Source organism: Vibrio sp. Hal054, from assembly GCF_037162405.1.
Taxonomy (GTDB): domain Bacteria; phylum Pseudomonadota; class Gammaproteobacteria; order Enterobacterales; family Vibrionaceae; genus Vibrio; species Vibrio diazotrophicus.
In genome coordinates, this window is record NZ_JARLUT010000001.1 from 174,049 (window position 1) to 195,478 (window position 21,430).

Genomic DNA, 21,430 nt, shown 5'->3' on the forward strand with positions numbered 1-21,430 from the left:
ACTCATGAGTAACGAATTAATTTATGGCATCCACGCAGTAAAAGCGGTGTTAGAACGAGATCCTGCTCGTTTTGTGGAAGCTTATGTACTGAAAGGTCGTCAGGGTGATCGATTACTGCCTGTTCTGAATGAACTTGCACGTCTAGGCGTGTCGATTCAGGAAATGAACCGTAAAGTTCTGGATGACAAAGCACAAGGTGCTAACCACCAAGGCGTGATAGCCAAAGTAAAACCAGCTAGACAGCTCAACGAGCACGATTTAGAGCTTATAGTTGACCAAGCTGAGCAACCGCTATTCTTAGTTCTTGATGGTGTCACTGACCCACATAACTTAGGCGCGTGTCTGCGTAATGCTGATGCCGCGGGTGTGGCTGCGGTTATCGTACCAAAAGACAGATCAGCACCATTGACTGCGACGGTAAGTAAAGTGGCATGTGGCGCAGCAGAAACGGTGCCACTTGTTCGCGTTACTAACTTAGCTCGTACCATGCGTGCGATGCAGGAAAAAGGCGTATGGTTTGTCGGTACGGCTGGTGAAGCGACTCACGATATCTACCAAAGCAAATTAACAGGACCGTTAGCCATCGTCATGGGGGCTGAGGGAGACGGTATGCGTCGTTTAACCCGAGAAACTTGTGATGACCTGATAAAGATTCCAATGGCGGGTTCAGTATCAAGTCTGAATGTTTCTGTTGCTTCGGGAATTTGTTTATTTGAAGCCGTGCGTCAGCGTATTGCGGCTAAATAAAAAGCTCATATATCTTATATATAAAGAGGGTTGATAGTCATTATCAACCCTCTTTCATTCCACTTATCCTGTCTTTTGTTTGGTTGAATTTTGTTCGTTTATTTTTCAAACAGCCCTTGCATGTAAAATTGTGATCTGTATAATGCAGCGCACTGGTTAAGCCAGTTGTGAACCAATGAGCAGCGAGGAGCTGATAAATCCTAGGTTTTTTATAAAATTCAGGTTTGTCAGGTAATGTATACTCAGCTTATGTTCGCAGTTAATTAAAATTTAGCTCATAGTTATCTAATTTAGATAACTGAGGTTAATCACCTATTAGCTGACAATGTGCCCAATCTGGGTACTACGGTTTCACATAAATCAATCGGCATTCTCTCGTTTTAACGAGTTTGAGTGGCGATATTGTTTGTGTAATTTTTAATTATTGGAGCTCTGTCTCATGCAGAACCAACGCATCCGTATCCGCCTAAAAGCTTTCGATTACAAACTAATCGACGCTTCTACAGCGGAAATCGTTGAAACAGCTAAGCGTACCGGCGCGCAGGTTCGTGGTCCTATTCCACTACCTACTCGTAAAGAGCGTTTCACTGTTCTTATCTCTCCACACGTAAACAAAGATGCACGTGACCAGTACGAAATTCGTACTCACAAGCGTCTGATCGACATCGTTGAACCAACTGACAAGACTGTAGATGCTCTAATGCGTCTAGACCTTGCTGCTGGTGTTGATGTTCAAATCAGCCTAGGTTAAGGGAGATTAGAAGAATGATTGGTCTAGTCGGACGTAAAGTGGGTATGACCCGCGTATTTACTGAAGAAGGCGTTTCTATCCCAGTAACTGTTGTGGAAGTTGAAGCGAACCGCGTTGCTCAAGTTAAAACTCTTGAGAACGATGGTTACACAGCTATCCAGGTAACTGCTGGTGCTAAGAAAGCTAGCCGTGTTTCAAAGCCAGAAGCTGGTCACTTTGCGAAAGCAGGTGTTGAAGCTGGTCGTGGTCTTTGGGAATTCCGCTTAGAAAGCGGTGAAGAGTTTGAAGTTGGTGCTGAACTAACTGTTGAACTTTTCAACGAAATCAAAAAAGTAGACGTTACTGGTACATCTAAAGGTAAGGGCTTCCAAGGCGTTGTTAAACGTTGGAACTTCCGTACTCAAGATATGACTCACGGTAACTCTTTGTCTCACCGTGCTCCTGGTTCTATCGGTCAATGTCAGACTCCAGGTCGCGTGTTTAAAGGCAAAAAAATGTCTGGTCACATGGGTGCTGAGCGTGTAACGACTCAAAACCTTGAGATCGTACGTGTTGACGCTGAGCGCAATCTGCTTCTTATTAAAGGTGCAGTCCCTGGCTCAATTGGCGGTAACGTTATCGTCAAACCAGCAGTTAAAGCATAACGTCTAGGAGTAAGTAATGGAATTGATGGTTAAAGGTGCTAACGCACTAACTGTTTCCGAAACTACTTTCGGACGTGAGTTCAACGAAGCTCTTGTACACCAAGTAGTTGTTGCGTACGCAGCAGGTGCTCGTCAAGGTACTCGTGCTCAAAAAACACGTTCAGAAGTTTCTGGCGGTGGCGCTAAGCCATGGCGTCAAAAAGGTACTGGCCGTGCGCGTGCTGGTACTATCCGTAGCCCAATCTGGCGTACAGGTGGTGTTACTTTTGCTGCGAAACCACAAGATCACAGCCAAAAAGTAAACAAAAAAATGTACCGTGGTGCTATGAAGAGCATCTTCTCTGAGCTAGTTCGTCAAGAGCGTTTAATCGTTGTTGAAAGCTTCTCAGTTGATGCACCAAAAACTAAAGAGCTAACAGCTAAGCTGAAAGAACTTGAACTTAACGATGTTCTAATCGTTACTGGTGAAGTAGACGAGAATCTATTCTTAGCTGCGCGTAACCTGTACAAAGTTGACGTGCGTGACGTTACTGGTATCGATCCAGTTAGCCTAATCGCATTTGACAAGGTTCTTATGACTGCTGATGCAGTTAAGCAAGTTGAGGAGATGCTGGCATGATCCGTGAAGAGCGTCTACTAAAAGTTCTACGTGCACCGCACATCTCTGAAAAAGCAACTATGGCTGCTGAGAAAGCGAACACTATCGTTTTCAAAGTATCAATGGATGCTACTAAAAAAGAGATCAAAGCAGCTGTAGAAAAGCTATTTGAAGTTGAAGTTAAGTCTGTAAACACTCTTATCACTAAGGGTAAGACCAAGCGTCAAGGGCTACGCCAAGGCCGTCGTTCAGACGTGAAAAAAGCGTACGTTACTTTGAACGAAGGTCAAGATCTTGACTTTGTTGGCGGCGCGGAATAACAGGAGTAGTTGAAAAATGGCTATTGTTAAATGTAAGCCGACTTCGGCTGGTCGCCGTCACGTTGTTAAGGTTGTTAATGCTGACCTACATAAAGGTAAGCCTTACGCGCCACTTCTAGAGAAAAACTCTAAGAACGGCGGTCGTAACAACAACGGTCGTATCACAGTACGTCACATCGGTGGTGGTCACAAACAACACTACCGTCTGATTGACTTTAAACGTACTAAAGATGGTATCCCAGCGAAAGTTGAGCGTCTTGAATACGATCCAAACCGTAGCGCAAACATCGCTCTAGTTCTGTACGCAGACGGTGAGCGTCGTTACATCCTAGCACCTAAAGGTGTTCAAGCTGGTGATGCTATCCAGTCTGGCGTTGATGCGCCAATCAAAGCTGGTAACGCAATGCCAATGCGTAACATCCCAGTAGGTTCAACTGTACACAACGTTGAACTTAAGCCTGGTAAAGGTGGTCAGCTAGCTCGTTCGGCTGGTGCATATGCTCAAATCGTTGCTCGCGACGGTGCATACGTAACTATCCGTCTACGTTCTGGCGAGATGCGCAAAGTATTGTCTGAAGGCCGTGCAACAATCGGTGAAGTAGGCAACGCAGAGCACATGCTACGTGAATTAGGTAAAGCTGGTGCAAGCCGTTGGCGTGGTGTTCGTCCTACCGTTCGCGGTGTGGTAATGAACCCGGTTGACCACCCACATGGTGGTGGTGAAGGCCGTACGTCTGGTGGTCGTCACCCAGTTTCTCCTTGGGGTATGCCAACTAAAGGCTACAAGACTCGTAGCAACAAACGCACTGACAAGTACATCGTACGTCGTCGCAATAAGTAATCTATTTAAGAGGATAAGCCATGCCACGTTCTCTCAAGAAAGGTCCATTTATTGACCTACACTTGCTGAAGAAGGTAGAGAAAGCGGTGGAAAGCGGAGACAAAAAGCCTATTAAGACTTGGTCCCGTCGTTCAATGATCATTCCTACAATGATCGGTTTGACCATCGCTGTCCATAATGGTCGTCAACACGTTCCAGTTTTCGTAACTGACGAGATGATCGGTCACAAACTTGGTGAATTTGCACCAACTCGCACTTACCGCGGCCATGTCGTGGATAAGAAAGCTAAGAAGCGTTAAGGAGTAAATGATGGAAGCATTAGCTAAACATAACTTTGCTCGCATTTCGCCTCAGAAAGCTCGCTTAGTTGCAGATCAAATTCGCGGTAAGAAAGTTGACCAAGCTCTAGAACTTCTAACATTCAGCAACAAGAAAGCTGCTGAGCTAGTTAAGAAAGTTCTTGAGTCAGCAATCGCTAACGCGGAACATAACGAAGGTGCTGACATTGACGATCTACGTGTCGCTAAAATCTTCGTAGATGAGGGCCCTGTCATGAAGCGTATTATGCCTCGTGCTAAAGGCCGTGCGGATCGTATCTTGAAGCGTTCAAGCCACATTACTGTGGTTGTCGCAGATCGCTAAGAGACTAGGAGAGTAAGCAATGGGTCAAAAAGTACATCCTAATGGTATTCGTCTAGGCATCGTTAAGCCTTGGAATGCTACATGGTTTGCTAATACCAAAGATTTCGCTGACAACCTAGACGGCGACTTCAAGGTACGTCAGTTCCTAACTAAAGAACTGTCAAAAGCGTCTCTTTCACGTATCGTTATCGAGCGTCCAGCGAAGAGCATCCGTGTGACTATTCACACTGCTCGTCCTGGCGTTGTTATCGGTAAGAAAGGCGAAGACGTTGAGAAGCTACGCACAGCTGTAGCTAAAATTGCAGGTGTACCAGCGCAAATCAACATCGCTGAAGTACGCAAGCCTGAGCTAGACGGTCAATTAGTGGCTGATAGCATCGCGTCTCAACTAGAGCGTCGCGTTATGTTCCGTCGTGCTATGAAGCGTGCGGTACAAAATGCTATGCGTCTAGGCGCTAAAGGTATCAAAGTGGAAGTAAGTGGCCGTCTAGGCGGTGCTGAAATTGCACGTTCTGAGTGGTACCGTGAAGGCCGTGTGCCTCTACACACTCTACGTGCTGACATTGATTACGCAACTTCTTCAGCTCACACCACATACGGTGTAATCGGCGTTAAAGTTTGGATCTTCAAGGGCGAAATCCTTGGTGGTATGCCAGCTGCAAACGCTGTTGAGCCTAAGGCTGACAAGCCTGCGAAGAAACCGCGTAAAGGCCGTAAGTAAGGAGTCGACAGATGCTACAACCTAAACGTACTAAGTTCCGTAAGGTTCATACTGGTCGTAACCGTGGTCTAGCAAAAGGTACTGAAGTTAGCTTTGGTTCTTTTGGTTTGAAAGCTGTAGGCCGTGGTCGCCTAACTGCTCGTCAAATCGAAGCGGCACGTCGTGCGATGACACGTCACATTAAGCGTCAAGGTAAAATCTGGATCCGTGTGTTCCCAGACAAACCAATCACTGAAAAACCACTTGAAGTTCGTCAAGGTAAGGGTAAAGGTAACGTTGAGTACTGGGTAGCCCAAATCCAACCTGGTAAGGTTATGTACGAAGTTGATGGTGTACCTGAAGAATTGGCACGTGAAGCGTTCCGCCTAGCGGCTCGTAAACTGCCATTCAAGACTACATTTGTAACTAAGCAGGTGATGTGATGAAAGCACAAGATCTACGCGAAAAGAGCGTTGAAGAGCTTAACACTGAGTTATTAGCGTTGCTTAAAGAGCAGTTCAACTTGCGTATGCAAGCTGCGACTGGTCAACTACAGCAAACTCATACTCTGAAAGCTGTCCGCCGTGATATCGCACGTGTGAAAACTGTTTTGACTGAGAAGGCAGGCGCATAATGAGCGACAAAATTCGTACCCAACAAGGTCGTGTTACTAGCGACAAGATGGACAAGTCTATCACTGTTGCTATCGAGCGTTTCGTAAAGCACCCAATCTACGGTAAATTCGTTAAGCGCACGACTAAAATACACGCACATGATGAGAACAACGAATGTGGCCTAGGCGACTTAGTTGAAATCAAAGAGTGTCGTCCACTGTCTAAGACTAAGTCTTGGACTTTGGTTAAAGTTCTAGAGAAAGCTAAGATTTAATTAGTTTTTTCTGACTGAATAAACGGCTCCAAAAATAATTTTGGGGCCGTTTATTTTTTGACTACCCAATGTAAAAAAAGGGTGGTACAATTCGCGTCCCTTTAAAGAGGCAGCCCGACCCGAGATGGGTCTAGTTTTTTAATATTTAGCGGAGCACTAACATGATCCAAATGCAAAGTATGCTGGACGCAGCTGATAACTCAGGCGCTCGCAGCGTAATGTGTATTAAGGTTCTGGGTGGCTCTCACCGTCGTTACGCCCACGTTGGCGACATCATTAAAGTTACTGTTAAGGAAGCAATTCCTCGCGGTAAAGTTAAGAAAGGTGATGTACTGAAGGCGGTGGTAGTTCGCACCCGTAAAGGCGTTCGTCGTCCAGACGGTTCTGTCATTCGCTTCGACCGTAACGCTTGCGTACTGTTAAACAACAACAGTGAGCAACCTATCGGTACACGTATCTTTGGTCCAGTGACACGTGAACTTCGTACTGCGAAATTCATGAAAATTGTCTCACTGGCTCCAGAAGTTCTGTAAGGAGCACGTAAAAAGATGGCAGCTAAAATCCGTCGTAATGACGAAGTAATCGTTCTTGCTGGTAAAGATAAAGGCAAGAAAGGTAAAGTAACTAAGGTACTAGCAACTGGTAAAGTTATCGTAGAAGGTATTAACCTTGTTAAGAAACACCAGAAACCTGTTCCTGCACTAGGCATCCAAGGTGGTGTTGTAGAGCAAGAAGCAGCGATCGACGTTTCTAACGTGGCAATCTTCAACGCAGCTACTGGTAAAGCTGACCGTATCGGTTTCCGTTTCGAAGATGGTAAGAAAGTTCGTTTCTTTAAATCTAACAACGAAATCGTTTCTAACTAATAGAAGTAATTTGGAGTTCTACTATGGCGAAACTGCATGATTACTACAAGTCGTCTGTAGTCGCTGATCTGACCAAACAGTTCAGTTACACAAGCGTCATGCAAGTCCCTAGAATTGAGAAAATCACCCTCAATATGGGCGTTGGTGAAGCAATCAACGATAAGAAACTACTAGAAAACGCAGCTTCTGATATGGCGACCATCTCTGGTCAAAAGCCACTTATCACTAAAGCGCGTAAATCTGTTGCTGGTTTCAAAATCCGTGAAGGCTACCCAATTGGTTGTAAAGTAACCTTGCGTGGCGAGCGCATGTGGGATTTTCTGGAGCGTTTGATTTCTATCGCTCTTCCACGTGTACGAGATTTCCGTGGTGTTAGCGCTAAGTCTTTTGACGGTCGCGGTAACTACAGCATGGGCGTTCGCGAGCAAATCATCTTCCCGGAAATCGACTATGATAAAGTCGATCGAGTACGCGGTCTTGATATCACTATCACGACGTCTGCTGCTACCGATGAGGAAGGCCGAGCTCTGCTGGCTGCCTTTAACTTCCCATTCCGCAAGTAAGGTGACGGGTTACTGTTATGGCTAAAAATTCAATGAAAGCGCGCGAAGCTAAGCGTGCGAAGCTAGTAGCACAGTTCGCTGAAAAGCGTGCAGCGCTTAAAGCTATCATCAGCGATGTAAACGCATCAGAAGAAGATCGTTGGAATGCGGTTCTTAAACTGCAAACTCTTCCACGTGACTCAAGTGCATCACGTCAGCGCAACCGTTGCAACCAAACTGGTCGCCCACACGGTTACCTACGTAAATTCGGTCTAAGCCGTATCAAAGTTCGTGAAGCTTGCATGAAAGGCGAGATTCCTGGACTTCGTAAGGCTAGCTGGTAATTGCCACTTAATCATTTGGAGTAAAGACTATGAGCATGCAAGATCCGATTTCGGATATGCTGACCCGTGTTCGTAACGGTCAGGCAGCAAATAAAGTTGCTGTAAAAATGCCTTCTTCAAAGCTTAAAGTTGCAATTGCTGCACTACTTAAAGCTGAAGGTTACATCGCAGACTTCGCTGTAGAAAGCGGAGCAAAACCTGAGCTAGAAATCACTCTTAAGTATTTCCAAGCTAAACCAGTAATTGAGCAAATCAAACGTGTTTCACGTCCTGGTCTTCGTGTTTACAAGAAGAAAGGCGAACTACCTTCTGTAATGGGTGGTCTTGGTATTGCTGTTGTTTCAACGTCAAAGGGTCTTATGTCTGACCGTGCTGCTCGTAAAGCAGGTCTAGGCGGCGAAATCCTTTGCTACGTAGCATAATTAAGGAGTAGAACATGTCTCGTGTTGCTAAAGCACCTGTCGCTATTCCAGCTGGCGTAGAGGTGAAATTGAACGGTCAAGAGATCACTGTAAAGGGCGCTAAGGGTGAATTAACTCGCGTTCTTAATGATGCAGTTGTGATCGCTCAAGTTGAAAACAACCTAACATTCGGCCCTAAAGAAGGTGTCGTGAATGCTTGGGCACAAGCAGGTACTGCTCGTGCACTAGTAAACAACATGGTTGTTGGTGTTACTGAAGGCTTTACTAAGAAGCTAACTCTTAAGGGTGTTGGTTACCGTGCTGCTATGAAAGGCAACGCTGTAGCATTAACTCTAGGCTTCTCTCACCCAGTTGAGCACGAGTTGCCAGTGGGTATTAAAGCCGAGTGTCCAAGCCAAACTGAAATTGTTCTAACTGGTTGCGATAAGCAAGTAGTTGGTCAAGTTGCGGCTGACATTCGTTCTTACCGCGCGCCTGAACCTTATAAAGGTAAAGGTATTCGTTACGCAGATGAAAATGTGCGTACTAAAGAAGCTAAGAAGAAGTAAGGTAACACTATGGATAAGAAAGCATCTCGCATCCGTCGTGCTACACGTGCACGTCGTAAGATTGCAGAACTGGGTGCAACTCGCCTAGTAGTACACCGTACTCCTCGTCACGTGTACGCACAAGTGATTGCAGCTAACGGCTCTGAGGTTATCGCAGCAGCATCTACTGTAGAAAAAGCGATCCGTGAGCAAGTTAAATACACTGGTAACGTTGATGCAGCTAAGGCAGTTGGTAAAGCTGTTGCTGAGCGCGCTCTTGAAAAAGGCGTAACAGCTGTTGCATTTGATCGTTCTGGTTTCCAATACCACGGTCGAGTAGCGGCGCTAGCAGAATCTGCTCGCGAAGCTGGTCTGAAATTCTAAGGTAGGGTTGGAAGATGGCTAAAGAACAACAAGTTCAAGCGAATGATTTGCAAGAAAAATTAATCGCTGTTAACCGTGTTTCTAAAACGGTTAAAGGTGGTCGAATCATGAGCTTCACTGCACTAACTGTAGTTGGTGACGGTAACGGTCGTGTAGGTTTCGGTTACGGCAAAGCTCGTGAAGTACCTGCTGCGATTCAAAAAGCAATGGAAAAAGCACGTCGTAACATGACTACGATCGCGCTTAACGAAGGCACTCTTCACCACCCGGTGAAAGGTCGTCACTCGGGCTCTAAAGTTTACATGCAGCCAGCTGCTGAAGGTACGGGTGTTATCGCAGGTGGTGCGATGCGTGCAGTACTAGAAGTTGCAGGTGTACACAACGTTCTATCTAAAGCATACGGTTCAACGAACCCTATCAACATCGTTCGTGCAACGATCGATGCTCTAGCTAGCGTTAAGTCACCAGAAATGGTTGCTGCTAAGCGTGGTCTAACTGTTGAATCTATTTCGGAGTAAGAACACGATGGCAACTATTAAAGTAACTCAAACTAAAAGCTCAATTGGTCGCCTACCTAAGCACAAAGCTACTTTGCGCGGATTAGGCCTTCGTAAAATCAACCATACAGTAGAACTTGAAGATACTCCGTGTGTACGCGGTATGATCAACAAGGTTTACTACATGGTTAAAGTTGAGGAGTAATCATAATGTTTTTGAATACTCTAGCACCAGCTGCGGGTTCAAAGCCTTCTAAGAAGCGCGTTGGCCGTGGTATTGGTTCAGGCCTAGGTAAAACTGGTGGCCGTGGCCATAAAGGTCAAAAGTCGCGTTCAGGCGGTAAAGTTCGTCCAGGTTTCGAAGGCGGTCAGATGCCATTGAAACAACGTCTACCAAAATTCGGTTTCACTTCTCGTAAGAGCCTAGTGACAGCTGAAGTTCGTCTAGCTGAGCTAGCGAAAGTAACAGGTGACGTGGTTGATCTAAACAGCTTGAAAGCTGCAAACGTTGTTACAAAGAACATCGAGTTTGTTAAAGTTGTTCTTTCTGGCGAGATCAGCAAGGCAGTGACTGTAAAAGGTCTGCGTGTAACTAAAGGCGCGCAAGCTGCAATCGAAGCTGCAGGCGGTAAAATCGAGGCATAATCTCGAGGATTGAGGTACAGATGGCTAAGAAACCAGGACAAGATTTTCGTAGTGCTCAGGGCGGCTTGGGTGAGTTAAAATCGCGCTTATTATTCGTAATTGGTGCACTTTTAGTATTCCGAGCGGGCTCTTTTGTGCCGATTCCTGGTATTGACGCAGCTGTACTTGCCGATTTGTTCGAACAGCAAAAAGGTACCATCGTTGAAATGTTTAACATGTTCTCCGGTGGTGCTCTTTCGCGTGCATCTATCTTTGCATTGGGCATCATGCCGTATATTTCGGCATCTATTGTTGTTCAATTGCTTACAGTAGTTCATCCAGCGTTAGCGGAACTCAAGAAAGAGGGTGAAGCAGGCCGTCGTAAGATTAGCCAATATACGCGTTATGGCACGCTTGTACTTGCAACATTCCAAGCTATTGGTATCGCAACAGGTCTACCAAACATGGTCAACAATCTGGTTGTTATCGACCAAACCATGTTTACCCTAATTGCTACCGTGAGTTTAGTAACTGGCACCATGTTCTTGATGTGGTTAGGTGAACAAATTACAGAGCGCGGAATTGGTAACGGTATTTCGTTACTTATCTTTGCAGGTATTGTTGCTGGATTGCCTTCAGCAATCGGACATACTATCGAGCAAGCGCGTCAAGGTGAACTGCATGTACTTCTTCTGTTGTTGATTGCGGTAGTTGCTTTTGCTGTTATTTACTTCGTTGTTTTCATGGAGCGTGGTCAGCGTCGAATCGTCGTTAACTATGCGAAACGCCAACAAGGTCGTAAAGTCTTTGCAGCGCAAAGCACGCACTTGCCATTGAAAATTAATATGGCTGGTGTGATACCTGCGATTTTTGCATCAAGTATTATCCTGTTCCCAGGAACACTGGCTCAGTGGTTTGGTCAGAACGGTGAGAGCAGCACATTTGGTTGGTTAACTGATGTGTCTTTGGCTCTTAGCCCAGGTCAACCTCTGTATGTAATGCTTTATGCTGCAGCGATTATATTCTTCTGTTTCTTCTACACAGCGTTGGTATTTAACCCACGTGAAACAGCAGATAACTTGAAGAAGTCAGGTGCATTCGTACCCGGTATCCGCCCAGGAGAACAGACAGCGAAATATATCGATAAAGTGATGACACGTTTAACCTTAGCGGGTGCGTTATACATTACCTTTATCTGTCTGATCCCTGAGTTCATGATGGTCGCATGGAACGTACGTTTCTATTTCGGCGGAACATCACTACTTATCGTAGTTGTTGTAATCATGGACTTTATGGCACAGGTTCAGACACATATGATGTCCAATCAATATGAGTCTGTGTTGAAAAAAGCGAACCTGAAAGGCTACGGTCGATAATTCGACTATACTACCTTCAGGTCAGATTTACGGAGTTTAGCAATGAAAGTTCGTGCTTCCGTTAAAAAAATCTGCCGTAACTGTAAAGTTATCAAGCGTAACGGTGTCGTTCGCGTGATTTGCAGTGAGCCAAAGCACAAGCAACGCCAAGGCTAATTAGCAGAAATTTTTACTTGAAAATTAAAGGTTGGTCGAGTATATTCCTCGGCCTACCTTTTGCGTGCAAAAGAAGTAGTATGCCGCAGCGTATCCTCTACGGGCTTTGCTGCGGATAATTCTTTATATAAAGTACCTAGGAGTGAATAGTGGCCCGTATAGCAGGCATTAACATTCCTGATCAAAAGCATGCTGTTATCGCATTAACTGCGATCTACGGCATCGGTAAAACTCGCTCGCAAGCTATTCTTGCTGAAGTGGGTATTGCTGAAGATGTTAAGATCAGTGAACTAACTGAAGAGCAGATCGATCAACTGCGTGATGGTGTAGCTAAATACACTGTAGAGGGTGATCTACGTCGTGAAGTTTCCATGAACATCAAGCGTCTTATGGACCTTGGTTGTTACCGTGGTCTTCGTCATCGTCGCAGTCTACCACTACGTGGACAGCGTACTAAAACCAATGCTCGCACCCGTAAGGGTCCGCGTAAGCCGATCAAGAAATAATCGGGAAGGGTAAGTACAATGGCTAAACAACCAACACGCGCACGTAAGCGCGTACGCAAGCAAGTTGCTGATGGCGTAGCGCATATCCACGCATCTTTCAACAACACAATCGTGACTATTACTGACCGTCAAGGTAACGCTCTAGCATGGGCTACTGCAGGTGGTTCAGGTTTCCGTGGTTCTCGTAAGTCTACTCCGTTCGCTGCACAGGTTGCTGCAGAACGTTGTGCTGAAATGGCTAAAGAATACGGTCTAAAGAACTTGGAAGTTATGGTTAAGGGTCCTGGTCCAGGTCGTGAATCTACTGTTCGCGCACTGAACGCAGCTGGTTTCCGTATCACTAACATCGTTGATGCGACACCAATCCCTCATAACGGTTGTCGTCCACCTAAGAAACGCCGCGTATAACGTTTCTGGGAACATTGGAGAAAGATCATGGCAAGATATTTGGGTCCTAAGCTTAAGCTTAGCCGTCGCGAAGGCACTGACTTATTTCTTAAGTCTGGTGTACGCGCGATCGATACCAAGTGTAAAATTGAGAACGCACCAGGTGTACACGGCGCTCGTCGCGGTCGTCTATCTGAGTATGGCGTTCAGCTTCGTGAGAAGCAAAAAGTTCGTCGTATCTACGGCGTACTAGAAAAACAATTCCGTAACTACTACAAAGAAGCTGCTCGCCTTAAAGGCAATACGGGTGAAAACCTACTTCAGCTTCTAGAAGGTCGTCTAGACAACGTAGTTTACCGCATGGGCTTTGGCGCAACTCGCGCAGAAGCACGTCAGCTAGTTAGCCACAAAGCTATCCTAGTAAACGGTAAAGTTGTAAACGTTCCTTCTTTCAATGTTGCGGCTAACGACGTTGTTACTATTCGTGAAAAAGCTAAAAAGCAATCACGTATCGCTGCTGCTCTAGAAGTTGCAGAACAACGCGAAAAACCAACTTGGATTGAAGTAGATGCGAGCAAGATGGAAGGTACTTTCAAGCGTTTGCCTGAACGTTCTGATCTATCAGCTGACATCAACGAACAATTGATCGTCGAGCTTTACTCTAAGTAAGGTTTAAACTAAAGAGAGGACACAATGCAGGGTTCTGTAACAGAATTTCTTAAGCCACGTCTTGTTGACATCGAACAGATCAGCACGACACACGCAAAAGTAACTCTTGAGCCATTAGAGCGTGGTTTTGGCCACACTCTTGGTAATGCACTTCGCCGTATTTTACTATCTTCTATGCCGGGTTGTGCCGTAACAGAAGTAGAAATTGAAGGCGTACTTCATGAGTACAGCACTAAAGAAGGCGTTCAGGAAGATATTCTTGAGATCCTACTAAACCTTAAAGGTTTGGCTGTTCGCGTTGCCGAAGGCAAAGATGAAGTGTTCATTACACTAAACAAATCAGGCTCGGGCCCTGTGGTTGCAGGTGACATCACCCATGATGGTGATGTAGAGATCGCTAACCCAGAACACGTTATTTGCCATCTTACAGATAGCAATGCTGAAATCGCTATGCGTATTAAAGTAGAACGTGGTCGTGGTTATGTTCCAGCTTCAGCCCGTATCCATACTGAAGAAGATGAGCGTCCAATCGGTCGTTTGCTTGTAGATGCGACTTTCAGCCCAGTAGACAAAATTGCTTACTCGGTTGATGCAGCTCGTGTTGAACAGCGTACTGACTTAGACAAGCTTGTTATCGATATGGAAACAAACGGAACTTTAGAACCTGAGGAAGCAATCCGTCGTGCAGCAACTATTCTTGCTGAACAATTGGATGCGTTCGTAGATCTACGTGATGTACGTGTACCTGAGGAGAAAGAAGAGAAGCCGGAATTCGATCCGATCCTACTCCGTCCTGTAGACGATCTTGAACTAACAGTTCGCTCTGCTAACTGTCTGAAAGCAGAAGCGATTCACTACATCGGTGATCTAGTACAGCGCACTGAGGTTGAGCTACTTAAAACGCCTAACCTTGGTAAAAAATCTCTTACTGAGATTAAAGACGTGCTTGCATCACGTGGTCTTTCTCTGGGCATGCGCCTAGAAAACTGGCCGCCAGCGTCTATCGCTGAAGATTAATCGATATTAGTTAGAAGGATTAGGTCATGCGCCATCGTAAGAGTGGTCGTCAACTCAACCGCAACAGCTCACATCGTAAAGCGATGTTCAGCAATATGGCTAGCTCTCTTGTACGTCATGAAGTTATCAAGACTACATTGCCAAAAGCAAAAGAGCTACGTCGCGTAGTTGAGCCATTGATTACACTAGCTAAGACTGACAGCGTTGCTAACCGTCGTCTTGCATTTGCTCGCACTCGTGATAACGAAGTTGTAGCAAAATTATTTAACGAACTAGGTCCACGTTTTGCTGCTCGTCAGGGCGGTTACACTCGTATCCTAAAAGCTGGCTTCCGTGCTGGCGATAAAGCTCCAATGGCTTACATTGAGCTTGTAGATCGTCCAGAAGCAGAAGTTGCTGCTGAGTAATCAGTAAGTTCGCTAAACAGAAAGCCGAGCATTTATGCTCGGTTTTTTTGTATCTGAAATTTGAGATGCTTGTTCTTCGTTAATCGCACTAGAATAGCCGTAATTCTCCCATCTACAGGTTTAGATGTTGTCACTGCTGAAAATGTCTGAATCGAATAAACAAGCCTGCGTAAATGAACCGTATCCCCGCTTTCACAGGGATATAGGCTATCTTGCTGTACTTCTGTTAAGCGTTTAACGCTTGTTCCAAATCTTCAAGAATGTCATCAATGTGCTCAATGCCGACCGACAGACGAATCATTTCTGGAGAAACGCCTGCTTGTTTCTGTTCTGCTTCAGATAGCTGACGGTGTGTCGTTGAGGCAGGATGACAAGCCAGTGATTTTGCATCACCGATGTTCACTAAACGTTTAAATATCTTCAGAGCATCGTAAAAGCGAACACCGGCGTCGTATCCATCCTTAAGGCCGAAAGATAAAATTCCGGAAGGTTTGCCTTTCATGTATTTCTGGGCAAGTGGATAGAATTTTGAGTCTTCTAACCCTGCATAGCTCACCCAACTCACTTTGTCGTTGTTTTTCAGATACTGAGCGACTTTGAGGGCGTTTTCACAGTGTCGTTCCATGCGCAGTGATAGTGTTTCCAAGCCCTGCATTAACATAAACGCGTTCATGGGTGACATGGCAGAACCAGTGTTGCGAAGTGGTACGGTACGAGCACGACCAATAAATGCAGCAGGTCCGAAAGCTTCGGTATAAACCACATCATGATATGACGGTTCAGGGCTGTTTAAGGTTGGGAAGCGTTCTTTGTGTTCAGTCCAAGGAAACTTACCTGAATCAACGATCATTCCACCGAGGGTAGTGCCATGACCACCTACATACTTGGTTAATGAATGCACCACGATATCTGCACCAAACTCAATCGGTTTACATACTGCTGGTGAAGCAACGGTGTTATCTACAATAACTGGAACCCCTTGCGCGTGTGCTAGCTCAGCCACTCGTTCTAAATCAACAATATTACCTGCTGGGTTACCAATAGATTCACAATAAACGGCCTTGGTTTTTTCATCAATCAATGCCGCTAGGCTTTCAGGACGGTCATCTTTGGCAAAGAGTACTTCAATGCCCATGTTAGGGAACATGTGGGCAAACAAAGTGTAAGTACCACCATAGAGTTGCGGGGTGGAAACAATATTATCGCCAGCTTGAGCCAAAGTTAGAATTGCGTAATGAATCGCTGCGCTTCCTGCACTAACAGCCAGACCTGCAATGCCACCTTCTAATGCAGCCATACGCTTTTCTAACACATCATTAGTTGGGTTCATGATGCGAGTATAGATGTTACCCGCGACGGCGAGGTTAAACAGGTCAGCGCCGTGCTGAGCATTATCAAACTCGTAGGCGACTGTTTGATATATAGGTGTTGCCACAGATTTAGTGGTGGGATCGGTCTCGTAGCCGAAATGTATAGCTAAAGTCTCGTCTTTCATTACTCTTTTACTCGTCCTTGGAAAAATAAAAGAATTGCACACAGATTAGGCAACAGACAAGAAGAAGTGTGTTTGTTTTTTATGCAGTAATAAACGCGTCACAAATGTGTTTATGTGACGCGCTAGTGCGAAGGGTTATTGCCACAAAGAGCTTAGTGAACCCAACAAATCTGAAGATGCGCCTTGGCTGGTTAAGTACTGCAAGACCAGCGGAGCAAATTGGGAAACCATACTGGAATCTAATCCAAGTTTATTGAACACATTATTCACCGCTTCCATATCGGCAATTTTGGCTATTGCACTGCTTGATTCAGACAGGCTGGTCAGTTGATTTAGCCCGGGTAATAAGGTTTCAAGTTCAGAGCTGTTAGCGTCCGAAAGTTGGTTTTGAGCAAAAGCCAATAAGCTACCAACACCTCCGGCTGCTTGTGTATCAGAAACAGGAAGCTGACTGGTAATTTGTGTCAGTAAAGCAGAGTTAGATTCTGTTTGAGATAAAGTATTGCTAACCATACTTGAGAGATCGTTACTTTCACTGAGTTTGCTCAAGAATGCATAGCTAGGAGCGGTAAAAATGGTGCTAGCAAGCACAGTGACTATGATAGATTTTTTCATTCTGATTCTCGCGGACGAATAAAGTTGAATATCTTAAGTCTAGATAAAAAAAGCGACGCAGAGCGTCGCTTTAATCATCAAATTTCGCAATGTTCTGAATTACAGAATAGCAAGTAGTTCTACTTCGAATACTAGAGCTGCGAATGGAGGAATCGCTGCACCTGCACCACGCTCGCCATATGCAAGGTCGTGTGGGATGTACAGTTTCCACTTAGAACCAACAGGCATCAATTGTAGAGCTTCAACCCAACCTTTGATTACGCCAGTTACAGGGAATTCAGCTGGCTGACCGCGAGATACAGAGCTGTCAAATACAGTACCGTCTACAAGCTCACCGTGGTAGTGAACACGTACAGATTTGTCTGCTGATGGGATTTCACCAGTACCTTCAGTAATCACTTCGTATTGTAGACCTGAATCTAGAACAGTAACTTCTGAACGTAGCGCGTTATCTTGAAGGAACGTTTCGCCTTCAGCTGCAGCTACTTTAGCCGCTTCTTGGCGAGCTTCTTCTGCACGAGAGTGCATCGCTTGTAGAGCTTTGTTGATTTCGTCTACTTCGATAGCTGGCATGTCGCCCACTAGAGCTGTTGCGATACCAGCAGCAATAGCGTCAACGTTAAGACCTTCAAGGCCACTACCTGCTAGTTGCTGGCCCATTTGTAGACCGATACCGTAGCTAGCTTTCTGCTCAACGGTTTCAAATTTAACTTCAGACATAAATGTCACTCTTTTTAAGATAAAACAAAGTCCAAAGGATACCAGTTTCGAGCTAGTGATGAAACGCCAGATAATAATTCCTTTTATAATCATGATAAGGTGTGACTGAGCGCAGAATACAAAGGAAAAATCTTCAAGATTGTGTCAAGCTTTCTTAGATAACAGGGCGATGCTCTATACTCTGAGCTCATGAGTTTTTATACTGAGCCTATAAAGTTAAGGAACGGATAAAAATGAATCGTCGACATAAGAAAAAGCAGCAGACAGATTATCTCGCACAGATTCAGACTAAGTGGAGTGCCATCGATTGGCAGGATTATCTAAATAAAGCGAAGTCTTCTTGGGGACAATTACCCAGATTTCACCAGCGAGCATTAATGGTGTTAGTGCCCATAGTGTTCATTATTACGGTTATCCCATTTCCCAATATGGCGGAATCGGGTTCCAGTGAACCAGCTAATAAGCGAGTTGAGTTAGACATCAATACGCGAGGTCTTAGTGAGCAGAGAGAAACAACTGACTCTTCGACCAACTTGAATGCTTGGCGCGAATACACCGTTCAGAAAGGCGATACGCTTTCTCAGGTATTCCGAGTCAACAATCTACCTATGGCTGACTTAAATGCTTTAGTGAAGATCGAAGGTTCAGATAAGCCCTTAAGCCATATTCAGCAAGGTCAGCTCATTCGCTTTAAAATGGCAGAACAAGGAAGGTTAGATATCCTTCAGTTGGAAAAAAATGGTCAATCCGTGATGTTTTTCCGGCTTTCAGAAGGCGGTTTTGGCCGTAGTAAATAATACCAGTGCCAGCAACGATCTGATTACTGGCACTGATATGTTTTTTTCTTGTCGCGGTTTCCAAATATTTTTATTTTAGGAAGCAGCGGCAACACTATCATCACTATTCCCAACCATGTTAGTGCATCGGGTATTTCATCGAACCAGATAACACCAAAGAACACGACGAACAGTAAACCAGAGTATTCAGCCAGAGCAATCTGGTTTGCTGCCGCTTTCTGATACGCAAATACAGCTAATCCATTGTATGACAAAATTAGTAAAGCGCTGAACGCGATCCAGCCAGCTTGACCGAACGTCATTGGCTGCCAGTTGGATGAAGCGAGTATCGCAGCTATGGGGAGTGAAAACATGCTGGTCCACATCAATGTCGTGACAACGGTTTGTTGAGCAGGAATACGTTTGGCTAAAATATTAAACAGAGCCAACGTAAATGCGGTCACCAAAGCAAACCCTGCAGCCCAATGAAAATGTTGCGGACGCAATACAATCAGTACGCCACAGAAACCAAACAACGTCGCCAATATTTTATTATTAGTGGGCTTTTCTTTTAGTAACCACATAGAAAGCGGCAACATTAAGATTGGTGCTGCATAGAAAACTGCATTCGCTGTCGCCAGAGGCAAATAGGTGATAGCCACTAACATACAGCCACTACCAATCAGTACCAAATGAGCACGCAGTGCCGTTGTTTTTATATTCGATAGTTGTCTTTGTTGCCGAGGTTGCCTAAGCCAAAGTGGAAATATGATGAGCAGTGAAACTAATTGGCGTACAAACATATATTGGAATGGCGATACATTACCATTAAGCATTTTTACTGAAACGTCAGAAAGCGATGCTGCAAGATTGCCAAGAATAAGTGCAACTAAAGCAACCGAGTAAGCTGACATTAAAGTTCACGCTTCATTTCAATGTGCGGGATATCATCTTCTAAATACATTTCGGACATTTGTACAAAGCCATGTTGGAGATAAAAATCGGTCAAATGTTGCTGAGCACTGATTTGTATCTCTTCATTTGGCCAGCGTTGCTGGCACTCTTGCAGAGCTTGTGTCATGAGTCGGTGACCTAAACCGCTACCACGTGCATTTTTTTGGTCACCACTCGGCCGATACTTATCGTGGCGTGACTAACGCCTTTCGGTAATAAGCGCGCACAAGCAACCAGTTCCTGTCCTTGGTACCCAAGTAGGTGAAAAACACCATCAATTCTATCTTTGTTATCCAGTTCGGGATATGGACAAGTCTGCTCTACAACAAACACATCGACACGTAATTTAAGTAATTCATAAAGTTGCGTGGTGGTGAGTTCTGAAAACGAAAGGCACTGCCAGTTGAGCATGACTACTAACTCCTTGTATTTATGGTCGGCAATAATCTATCAGCTGGATACTTATATGGCATTAACAAAAGTTAATTGGATAGCCATTGATGAAATTAATCCAATATTCATTGGTGGTAAGGGGTAAAAGTAACGATAATAGGCGACTATTTTTTTCGTATAGCTAGGGCCATGAGCCTAAAGGACGTCCCCTTGAGTGATACTTCATTTTCGGCTTTAGATTTAAAGCCAGAATTGCTTTCTAACCTTGATACTATCGGTTTTACCAAAATGACTCCGATACAAGCACAATCGTTGCCAGCGATTCTTAAAGGACAGGATGTCATTGGCCAGGGTAAAACCGGTTCAGGTAAAACTGCCGCTTTTGGTCTAGGTGTTTTGCAAAACTTGGACGTGAAACGCTTTCGTGTACAAGCCCTTGTTTTGTGTCCAACACGCGAATTGGCGGATCAGGTAGCGACAGATATTCGAACATTAGCTCGTGCTATTCACAATATTAAAGTGCTAACTCTTTGTGGTGGTATGCCTATGGGGCCTCAAATCGGTTCTTTAGAGCACGGTGCGCATATACTGGTTGGTACTCCGGGCCGGATACTCGATCACTTGGGTAAAGGACGTATTGATCTGAGTGAGATGAATACATTAGTTCTGGATGAAGCCGACCGTATGCTGGATATGGGATTTCAAGATGCGCTTGAAGCCATTATTGATGAGGCACCAACACAGCGTCAGACGCTATTATTTAGCGCGACTTACCCTGCATCAATTCAGCAGATAGCTCAGCGCGTAACAAAAGATGCGTTGATGATTAAAGTGGCAGCGGCTCTCGATACTTCCAGTATTAAGCAGTACTTCTACAAAGTAGAAGGCAGTGAAGCGCGTGATGAAGCACTAGAAACCCTGTTGTTGAAACATCAACCTGAGTCTGCCGTTGTATTTTGCAACACTAAGCGAGAAGTTCAGCATGTTGCTGACGAACTCCATCACCATGGGTTCAGCGTGATTGAATTGCATGGCGATATGGAACAGCGTGAACGAGATCAGGCATTGGTTCAGTTTTCTAACAAGAGTATTTCTATTCTGGTGGCGACCGATGTAGCCGCTCGTGGCTTAGACGTGGATAACCTTGATGCGGTATTTAATTTTGAGTTATCACGGGATCCAGAAGTGCACGTTCATCGTATAGGTCGAACCGGTCGCGCTGGCAGTAAAGGTTTAGCGTTCAGCTTTTTTAGTGACAAAGAAATGCACCGCGTCGCGCAAATCGATGAGTACATGGATATAGCTATAGAGCCTTCGTCTCTGCCCGAAAAGCCAGCAGGTGCTACTCCTTATCAATCATCAATGGTAACGATTCAAATTGATGGTGGTAAGAAGCAAAAAGTACGCGCGGGCGACATTCTGGGCGCTCTCACTTCTGATGGTGAAATTGCCGGCAGCCGTATCGGTAAAATTAACTTATCCGCAATGCGTTCATACGTCGCTGTAGAAAAGAGCATTGCTAAAAAGGCGCTCAATAAGTTGTTAAACGGTAAGATGAAAGGGCGTCAGTTCCGCGCTCGTTTTATAAAATAGTTTGCAGCATTGAACGGGTATCGAGTTT

At 45.0% G+C, this 21,430-nt stretch carries 35 protein-coding genes and 1 pseudogene; 31 read left to right on the top strand and 5 right to left on the bottom strand.

Annotated features, from left to right (window positions below; genetic code table 11):
- Positions 1-4 precede the first annotated feature (4 nt).
- The 29 genes from rlmB to rplQ all read left to right on the top strand — a co-directional run bounded on the left by rlmB (position 5) and on the right by rplQ (position 14,856).
- Positions 5-748, top strand: a complete 744-nt coding sequence (gene rlmB / locus P4S58_RS00785; protein ID WP_337162765.1) for a 23S rRNA (guanosine(2251)-2'-O)-methyltransferase RlmB — start codon at positions 5-7, stop codon at positions 746-748.
- Positions 749-1,187: 439 nt separating this feature from the next.
- A complete protein-coding gene (rpsJ, locus tag P4S58_RS00790; RefSeq protein WP_001181007.1) occupies positions 1,188-1,499 on the top strand; it encodes a 30S ribosomal protein S10 in 312 nt (103 codons plus the stop codon).
- Between the two features lie 14 nt (positions 1,500-1,513).
- Positions 1,514-2,143, top strand: a complete 630-nt coding sequence (rplC, locus tag P4S58_RS00795) for a 50S ribosomal protein L3 (RefSeq protein ID WP_042485177.1) — start codon at positions 1,514-1,516, stop codon at positions 2,141-2,143.
- A gap of 16 nt (positions 2,144-2,159) precedes the next feature.
- On the top strand, positions 2,160-2,762 hold the full coding sequence (gene rplD, locus P4S58_RS00800) for a 50S ribosomal protein L4 (RefSeq protein ID WP_042485179.1): 603 nt from the start codon (positions 2,160-2,162) through the stop codon (positions 2,760-2,762).
- Positions 2,759-3,061, top strand: a complete 303-nt coding sequence (rplW, locus tag P4S58_RS00805; protein WP_042485182.1) for a 50S ribosomal protein L23 — start codon at positions 2,759-2,761, stop codon at positions 3,059-3,061. Before rplD ends, rplW begins: the two co-directional genes overlap by 4 nt.
- Positions 3,062-3,077: 16 nt before the next feature.
- Positions 3,078-3,902 (top strand): 50S ribosomal protein L2, encoded by an 825-nt coding sequence (gene rplB / locus P4S58_RS00810; protein ID WP_042485185.1) that lies wholly within the window; start codon positions 3,078-3,080, stop codon positions 3,900-3,902.
- A gap of 20 nt (positions 3,903-3,922) precedes the next feature.
- Positions 3,923-4,201, top strand: coding sequence for a 30S ribosomal protein S19 (gene rpsS, locus P4S58_RS00815; RefSeq protein ID WP_042485188.1), 279 nt, complete (start codon positions 3,923-3,925; stop codon positions 4,199-4,201).
- A 10-nt stretch (positions 4,202-4,211) separates the two neighbouring features.
- Positions 4,212-4,544 carry a 50S ribosomal protein L22 gene (gene rplV, locus P4S58_RS00820; protein ID WP_042485189.1) on the top strand — a complete coding sequence of 111 codons (333 nt, stop codon included), beginning with the start codon at positions 4,212-4,214 and terminating at the stop codon, positions 4,542-4,544.
- A gap of 19 nt (positions 4,545-4,563) precedes the next feature.
- A complete protein-coding gene (gene rpsC / locus P4S58_RS00825; protein WP_042485192.1) occupies positions 4,564-5,265 on the top strand; it encodes a 30S ribosomal protein S3 in 702 nt (233 codons plus the stop codon).
- Positions 5,266-5,276: 11 nt separating this feature from the next.
- Positions 5,277-5,687 (top strand): 50S ribosomal protein L16, encoded by a 411-nt coding sequence (rplP, locus tag P4S58_RS00830; protein ID WP_004728605.1) that lies wholly within the window; start codon positions 5,277-5,279, stop codon positions 5,685-5,687.
- Positions 5,687-5,878 (top strand): 50S ribosomal protein L29, encoded by a 192-nt coding sequence (rpmC, locus tag P4S58_RS00835; RefSeq protein ID WP_042485196.1) that lies wholly within the window; start codon positions 5,687-5,689, stop codon positions 5,876-5,878. The genes rplP and rpmC overlap by 1 nt, the downstream gene beginning before the upstream one ends.
- The gene (gene rpsQ / locus P4S58_RS00840) at positions 5,878-6,132 is read left to right on the top strand and encodes a 30S ribosomal protein S17 (RefSeq protein ID WP_042485199.1); all 255 of its coding nucleotides are present in this window, start codon (positions 5,878-5,880) and stop codon (positions 6,130-6,132) included. The genes rpmC and rpsQ overlap by 1 nt, the downstream gene beginning before the upstream one ends.
- Positions 6,133-6,293: 161 nt before the next feature.
- Positions 6,294-6,665 carry a 50S ribosomal protein L14 gene (gene rplN / locus P4S58_RS00845; protein WP_042485201.1) on the top strand — a complete coding sequence of 124 codons (372 nt, stop codon included), beginning with the start codon at positions 6,294-6,296 and terminating at the stop codon, positions 6,663-6,665.
- A gap of 15 nt (positions 6,666-6,680) precedes the next feature.
- The gene (gene rplX / locus P4S58_RS00850; protein WP_042485205.1) at positions 6,681-6,998 is read left to right on the top strand and encodes a 50S ribosomal protein L24; all 318 of its coding nucleotides are present in this window, start codon (positions 6,681-6,683) and stop codon (positions 6,996-6,998) included.
- A gap of 23 nt (positions 6,999-7,021) precedes the next feature.
- Positions 7,022-7,561 (top strand): 50S ribosomal protein L5, encoded by a 540-nt coding sequence (gene rplE / locus P4S58_RS00855; protein WP_042485207.1) that lies wholly within the window; start codon positions 7,022-7,024, stop codon positions 7,559-7,561.
- Positions 7,562-7,578: 17 nt separating this feature from the next.
- The gene (gene rpsN / locus P4S58_RS00860; RefSeq protein ID WP_042485209.1) at positions 7,579-7,884 is read left to right on the top strand and encodes a 30S ribosomal protein S14; all 306 of its coding nucleotides are present in this window, start codon (positions 7,579-7,581) and stop codon (positions 7,882-7,884) included.
- Between the two features lie 29 nt (positions 7,885-7,913).
- A complete protein-coding gene (gene rpsH / locus P4S58_RS00865) occupies positions 7,914-8,306 on the top strand; it encodes a 30S ribosomal protein S8 (RefSeq protein WP_042485211.1) in 393 nt (130 codons plus the stop codon).
- Between the two features lie 14 nt (positions 8,307-8,320).
- Entirely contained in the window at positions 8,321-8,854 is a 534-nt protein-coding gene (rplF, locus tag P4S58_RS00870; RefSeq protein WP_042485213.1) for a 50S ribosomal protein L6, read from the top strand.
- A 9-nt stretch (positions 8,855-8,863) separates the two neighbouring features.
- Positions 8,864-9,217 carry a 50S ribosomal protein L18 gene (gene rplR, locus P4S58_RS00875; protein ID WP_005435088.1) on the top strand — a complete coding sequence of 118 codons (354 nt, stop codon included), beginning with the start codon at positions 8,864-8,866 and terminating at the stop codon, positions 9,215-9,217.
- A 14-nt stretch (positions 9,218-9,231) separates the two neighbouring features.
- Positions 9,232-9,735 carry a 30S ribosomal protein S5 gene (gene rpsE / locus P4S58_RS00880; RefSeq protein ID WP_004728614.1) on the top strand — a complete coding sequence of 168 codons (504 nt, stop codon included), beginning with the start codon at positions 9,232-9,234 and terminating at the stop codon, positions 9,733-9,735.
- Positions 9,736-9,742: 7 nt separating this feature from the next.
- Positions 9,743-9,919, top strand: a complete 177-nt coding sequence (gene rpmD / locus P4S58_RS00885) for a 50S ribosomal protein L30 (RefSeq protein ID WP_000201159.1) — start codon at positions 9,743-9,745, stop codon at positions 9,917-9,919.
- A gap of 5 nt (positions 9,920-9,924) precedes the next feature.
- On the top strand, positions 9,925-10,359 hold the full coding sequence (gene rplO / locus P4S58_RS00890) for a 50S ribosomal protein L15 (protein ID WP_042485219.1): 435 nt from the start codon (positions 9,925-9,927) through the stop codon (positions 10,357-10,359).
- Positions 10,360-10,379: 20 nt separating this feature from the next.
- Positions 10,380-11,714 (top strand): preprotein translocase subunit SecY, encoded by a 1,335-nt coding sequence (gene secY / locus P4S58_RS00895; RefSeq protein WP_042485221.1) that lies wholly within the window; start codon positions 10,380-10,382, stop codon positions 11,712-11,714.
- A gap of 42 nt (positions 11,715-11,756) precedes the next feature.
- Positions 11,757-11,870 carry a 50S ribosomal protein L36 gene (rpmJ, locus tag P4S58_RS00900; RefSeq protein WP_000868186.1) on the top strand — a complete coding sequence of 38 codons (114 nt, stop codon included), beginning with the start codon at positions 11,757-11,759 and terminating at the stop codon, positions 11,868-11,870.
- Positions 11,871-12,019: 149 nt separating this feature from the next.
- Positions 12,020-12,376 (top strand): 30S ribosomal protein S13, encoded by a 357-nt coding sequence (gene rpsM / locus P4S58_RS00905; RefSeq protein WP_005450559.1) that lies wholly within the window; start codon positions 12,020-12,022, stop codon positions 12,374-12,376.
- A gap of 18 nt (positions 12,377-12,394) precedes the next feature.
- Positions 12,395-12,784: a 30S ribosomal protein S11 gene (gene rpsK / locus P4S58_RS00910; RefSeq protein WP_001118870.1), complete on the top strand. Its 390-nt coding sequence runs from the start codon at positions 12,395-12,397 to the stop codon at positions 12,782-12,784.
- A gap of 27 nt (positions 12,785-12,811) precedes the next feature.
- Complete coding sequence (rpsD, locus tag P4S58_RS00915; protein ID WP_042485224.1) at positions 12,812-13,432, top strand: 30S ribosomal protein S4; 621 nt, start codon at positions 12,812-12,814, stop codon at positions 13,430-13,432.
- 24 nt (positions 13,433-13,456) lie between these two features.
- Positions 13,457-14,449, top strand: coding sequence for a DNA-directed RNA polymerase subunit alpha (locus P4S58_RS00920; protein WP_102941158.1), 993 nt, complete (start codon positions 13,457-13,459; stop codon positions 14,447-14,449).
- Positions 14,450-14,475: 26 nt separating this feature from the next.
- Entirely contained in the window at positions 14,476-14,856 is a 381-nt protein-coding gene (rplQ, locus tag P4S58_RS00925; protein WP_042485229.1) for a 50S ribosomal protein L17, read from the top strand.
- Positions 14,857-15,082: 226 nt separating this feature from the next.
- Here the strand turns inward: rplQ and P4S58_RS00930 are convergent, their stop codons facing one another.
- From P4S58_RS00930 to P4S58_RS00940, 3 genes are all read right to left on the bottom strand, one after another.
- The gene (locus P4S58_RS00930) at positions 15,083-16,351 is read right to left on the bottom strand and encodes an O-acetylhomoserine aminocarboxypropyltransferase/cysteine synthase family protein (RefSeq protein WP_102962873.1); all 1,269 of its coding nucleotides are present in this window, start codon (positions 16,349-16,351) and stop codon (positions 15,083-15,085) included.
- Between the two features lie 135 nt (positions 16,352-16,486).
- A complete protein-coding gene (locus tag P4S58_RS00935) occupies positions 16,487-16,966 on the bottom strand; it encodes a DUF2780 domain-containing protein (protein ID WP_102962874.1) in 480 nt (159 codons plus the stop codon).
- Positions 16,967-17,065: 99 nt separating this feature from the next.
- Positions 17,066-17,686 (bottom strand): FKBP-type peptidyl-prolyl cis-trans isomerase, encoded by a 621-nt coding sequence (locus P4S58_RS00940; protein ID WP_102962875.1) that lies wholly within the window; start codon positions 17,684-17,686, stop codon positions 17,066-17,068.
- A gap of 233 nt (positions 17,687-17,919) precedes the next feature.
- On the opposite strand from P4S58_RS00940, the gene P4S58_RS00945 reads away from it, so the two are divergent.
- Positions 17,920-18,483 carry a LysM-like peptidoglycan-binding domain-containing protein gene (locus tag P4S58_RS00945; protein ID WP_102962876.1) on the top strand — a complete coding sequence of 188 codons (564 nt, stop codon included), beginning with the start codon at positions 17,920-17,922 and terminating at the stop codon, positions 18,481-18,483.
- 23 nt (positions 18,484-18,506) lie between these two features.
- Here the strand turns inward: P4S58_RS00945 and P4S58_RS00950 are convergent, their stop codons facing one another.
- Both P4S58_RS00950 and P4S58_RS00955 read right to left on the bottom strand, forming a co-directional pair.
- Entirely contained in the window at positions 18,507-19,376 is an 870-nt protein-coding gene (locus tag P4S58_RS00950) for a DMT family transporter (RefSeq protein WP_102962877.1), read from the bottom strand.
- Positions 19,376-19,827, bottom strand: a pseudogene (locus P4S58_RS00955) (GNAT family N-acetyltransferase). The gene P4S58_RS00950 and the pseudogene P4S58_RS00955 overlap by 1 nt, the downstream one beginning before the upstream one ends.
- A 171-nt stretch (positions 19,828-19,998) precedes the next feature.
- Here P4S58_RS00955 and dbpA point away from each other — a divergent pair.
- On the top strand, positions 19,999-21,402 hold the full coding sequence (gene dbpA, locus P4S58_RS00960) for an ATP-dependent RNA helicase DbpA (RefSeq protein WP_373279099.1): 1,404 nt from the start codon (positions 19,999-20,001) through the stop codon (positions 21,400-21,402).
- Positions 21,403-21,430: the final 28 nt, after the last annotated feature.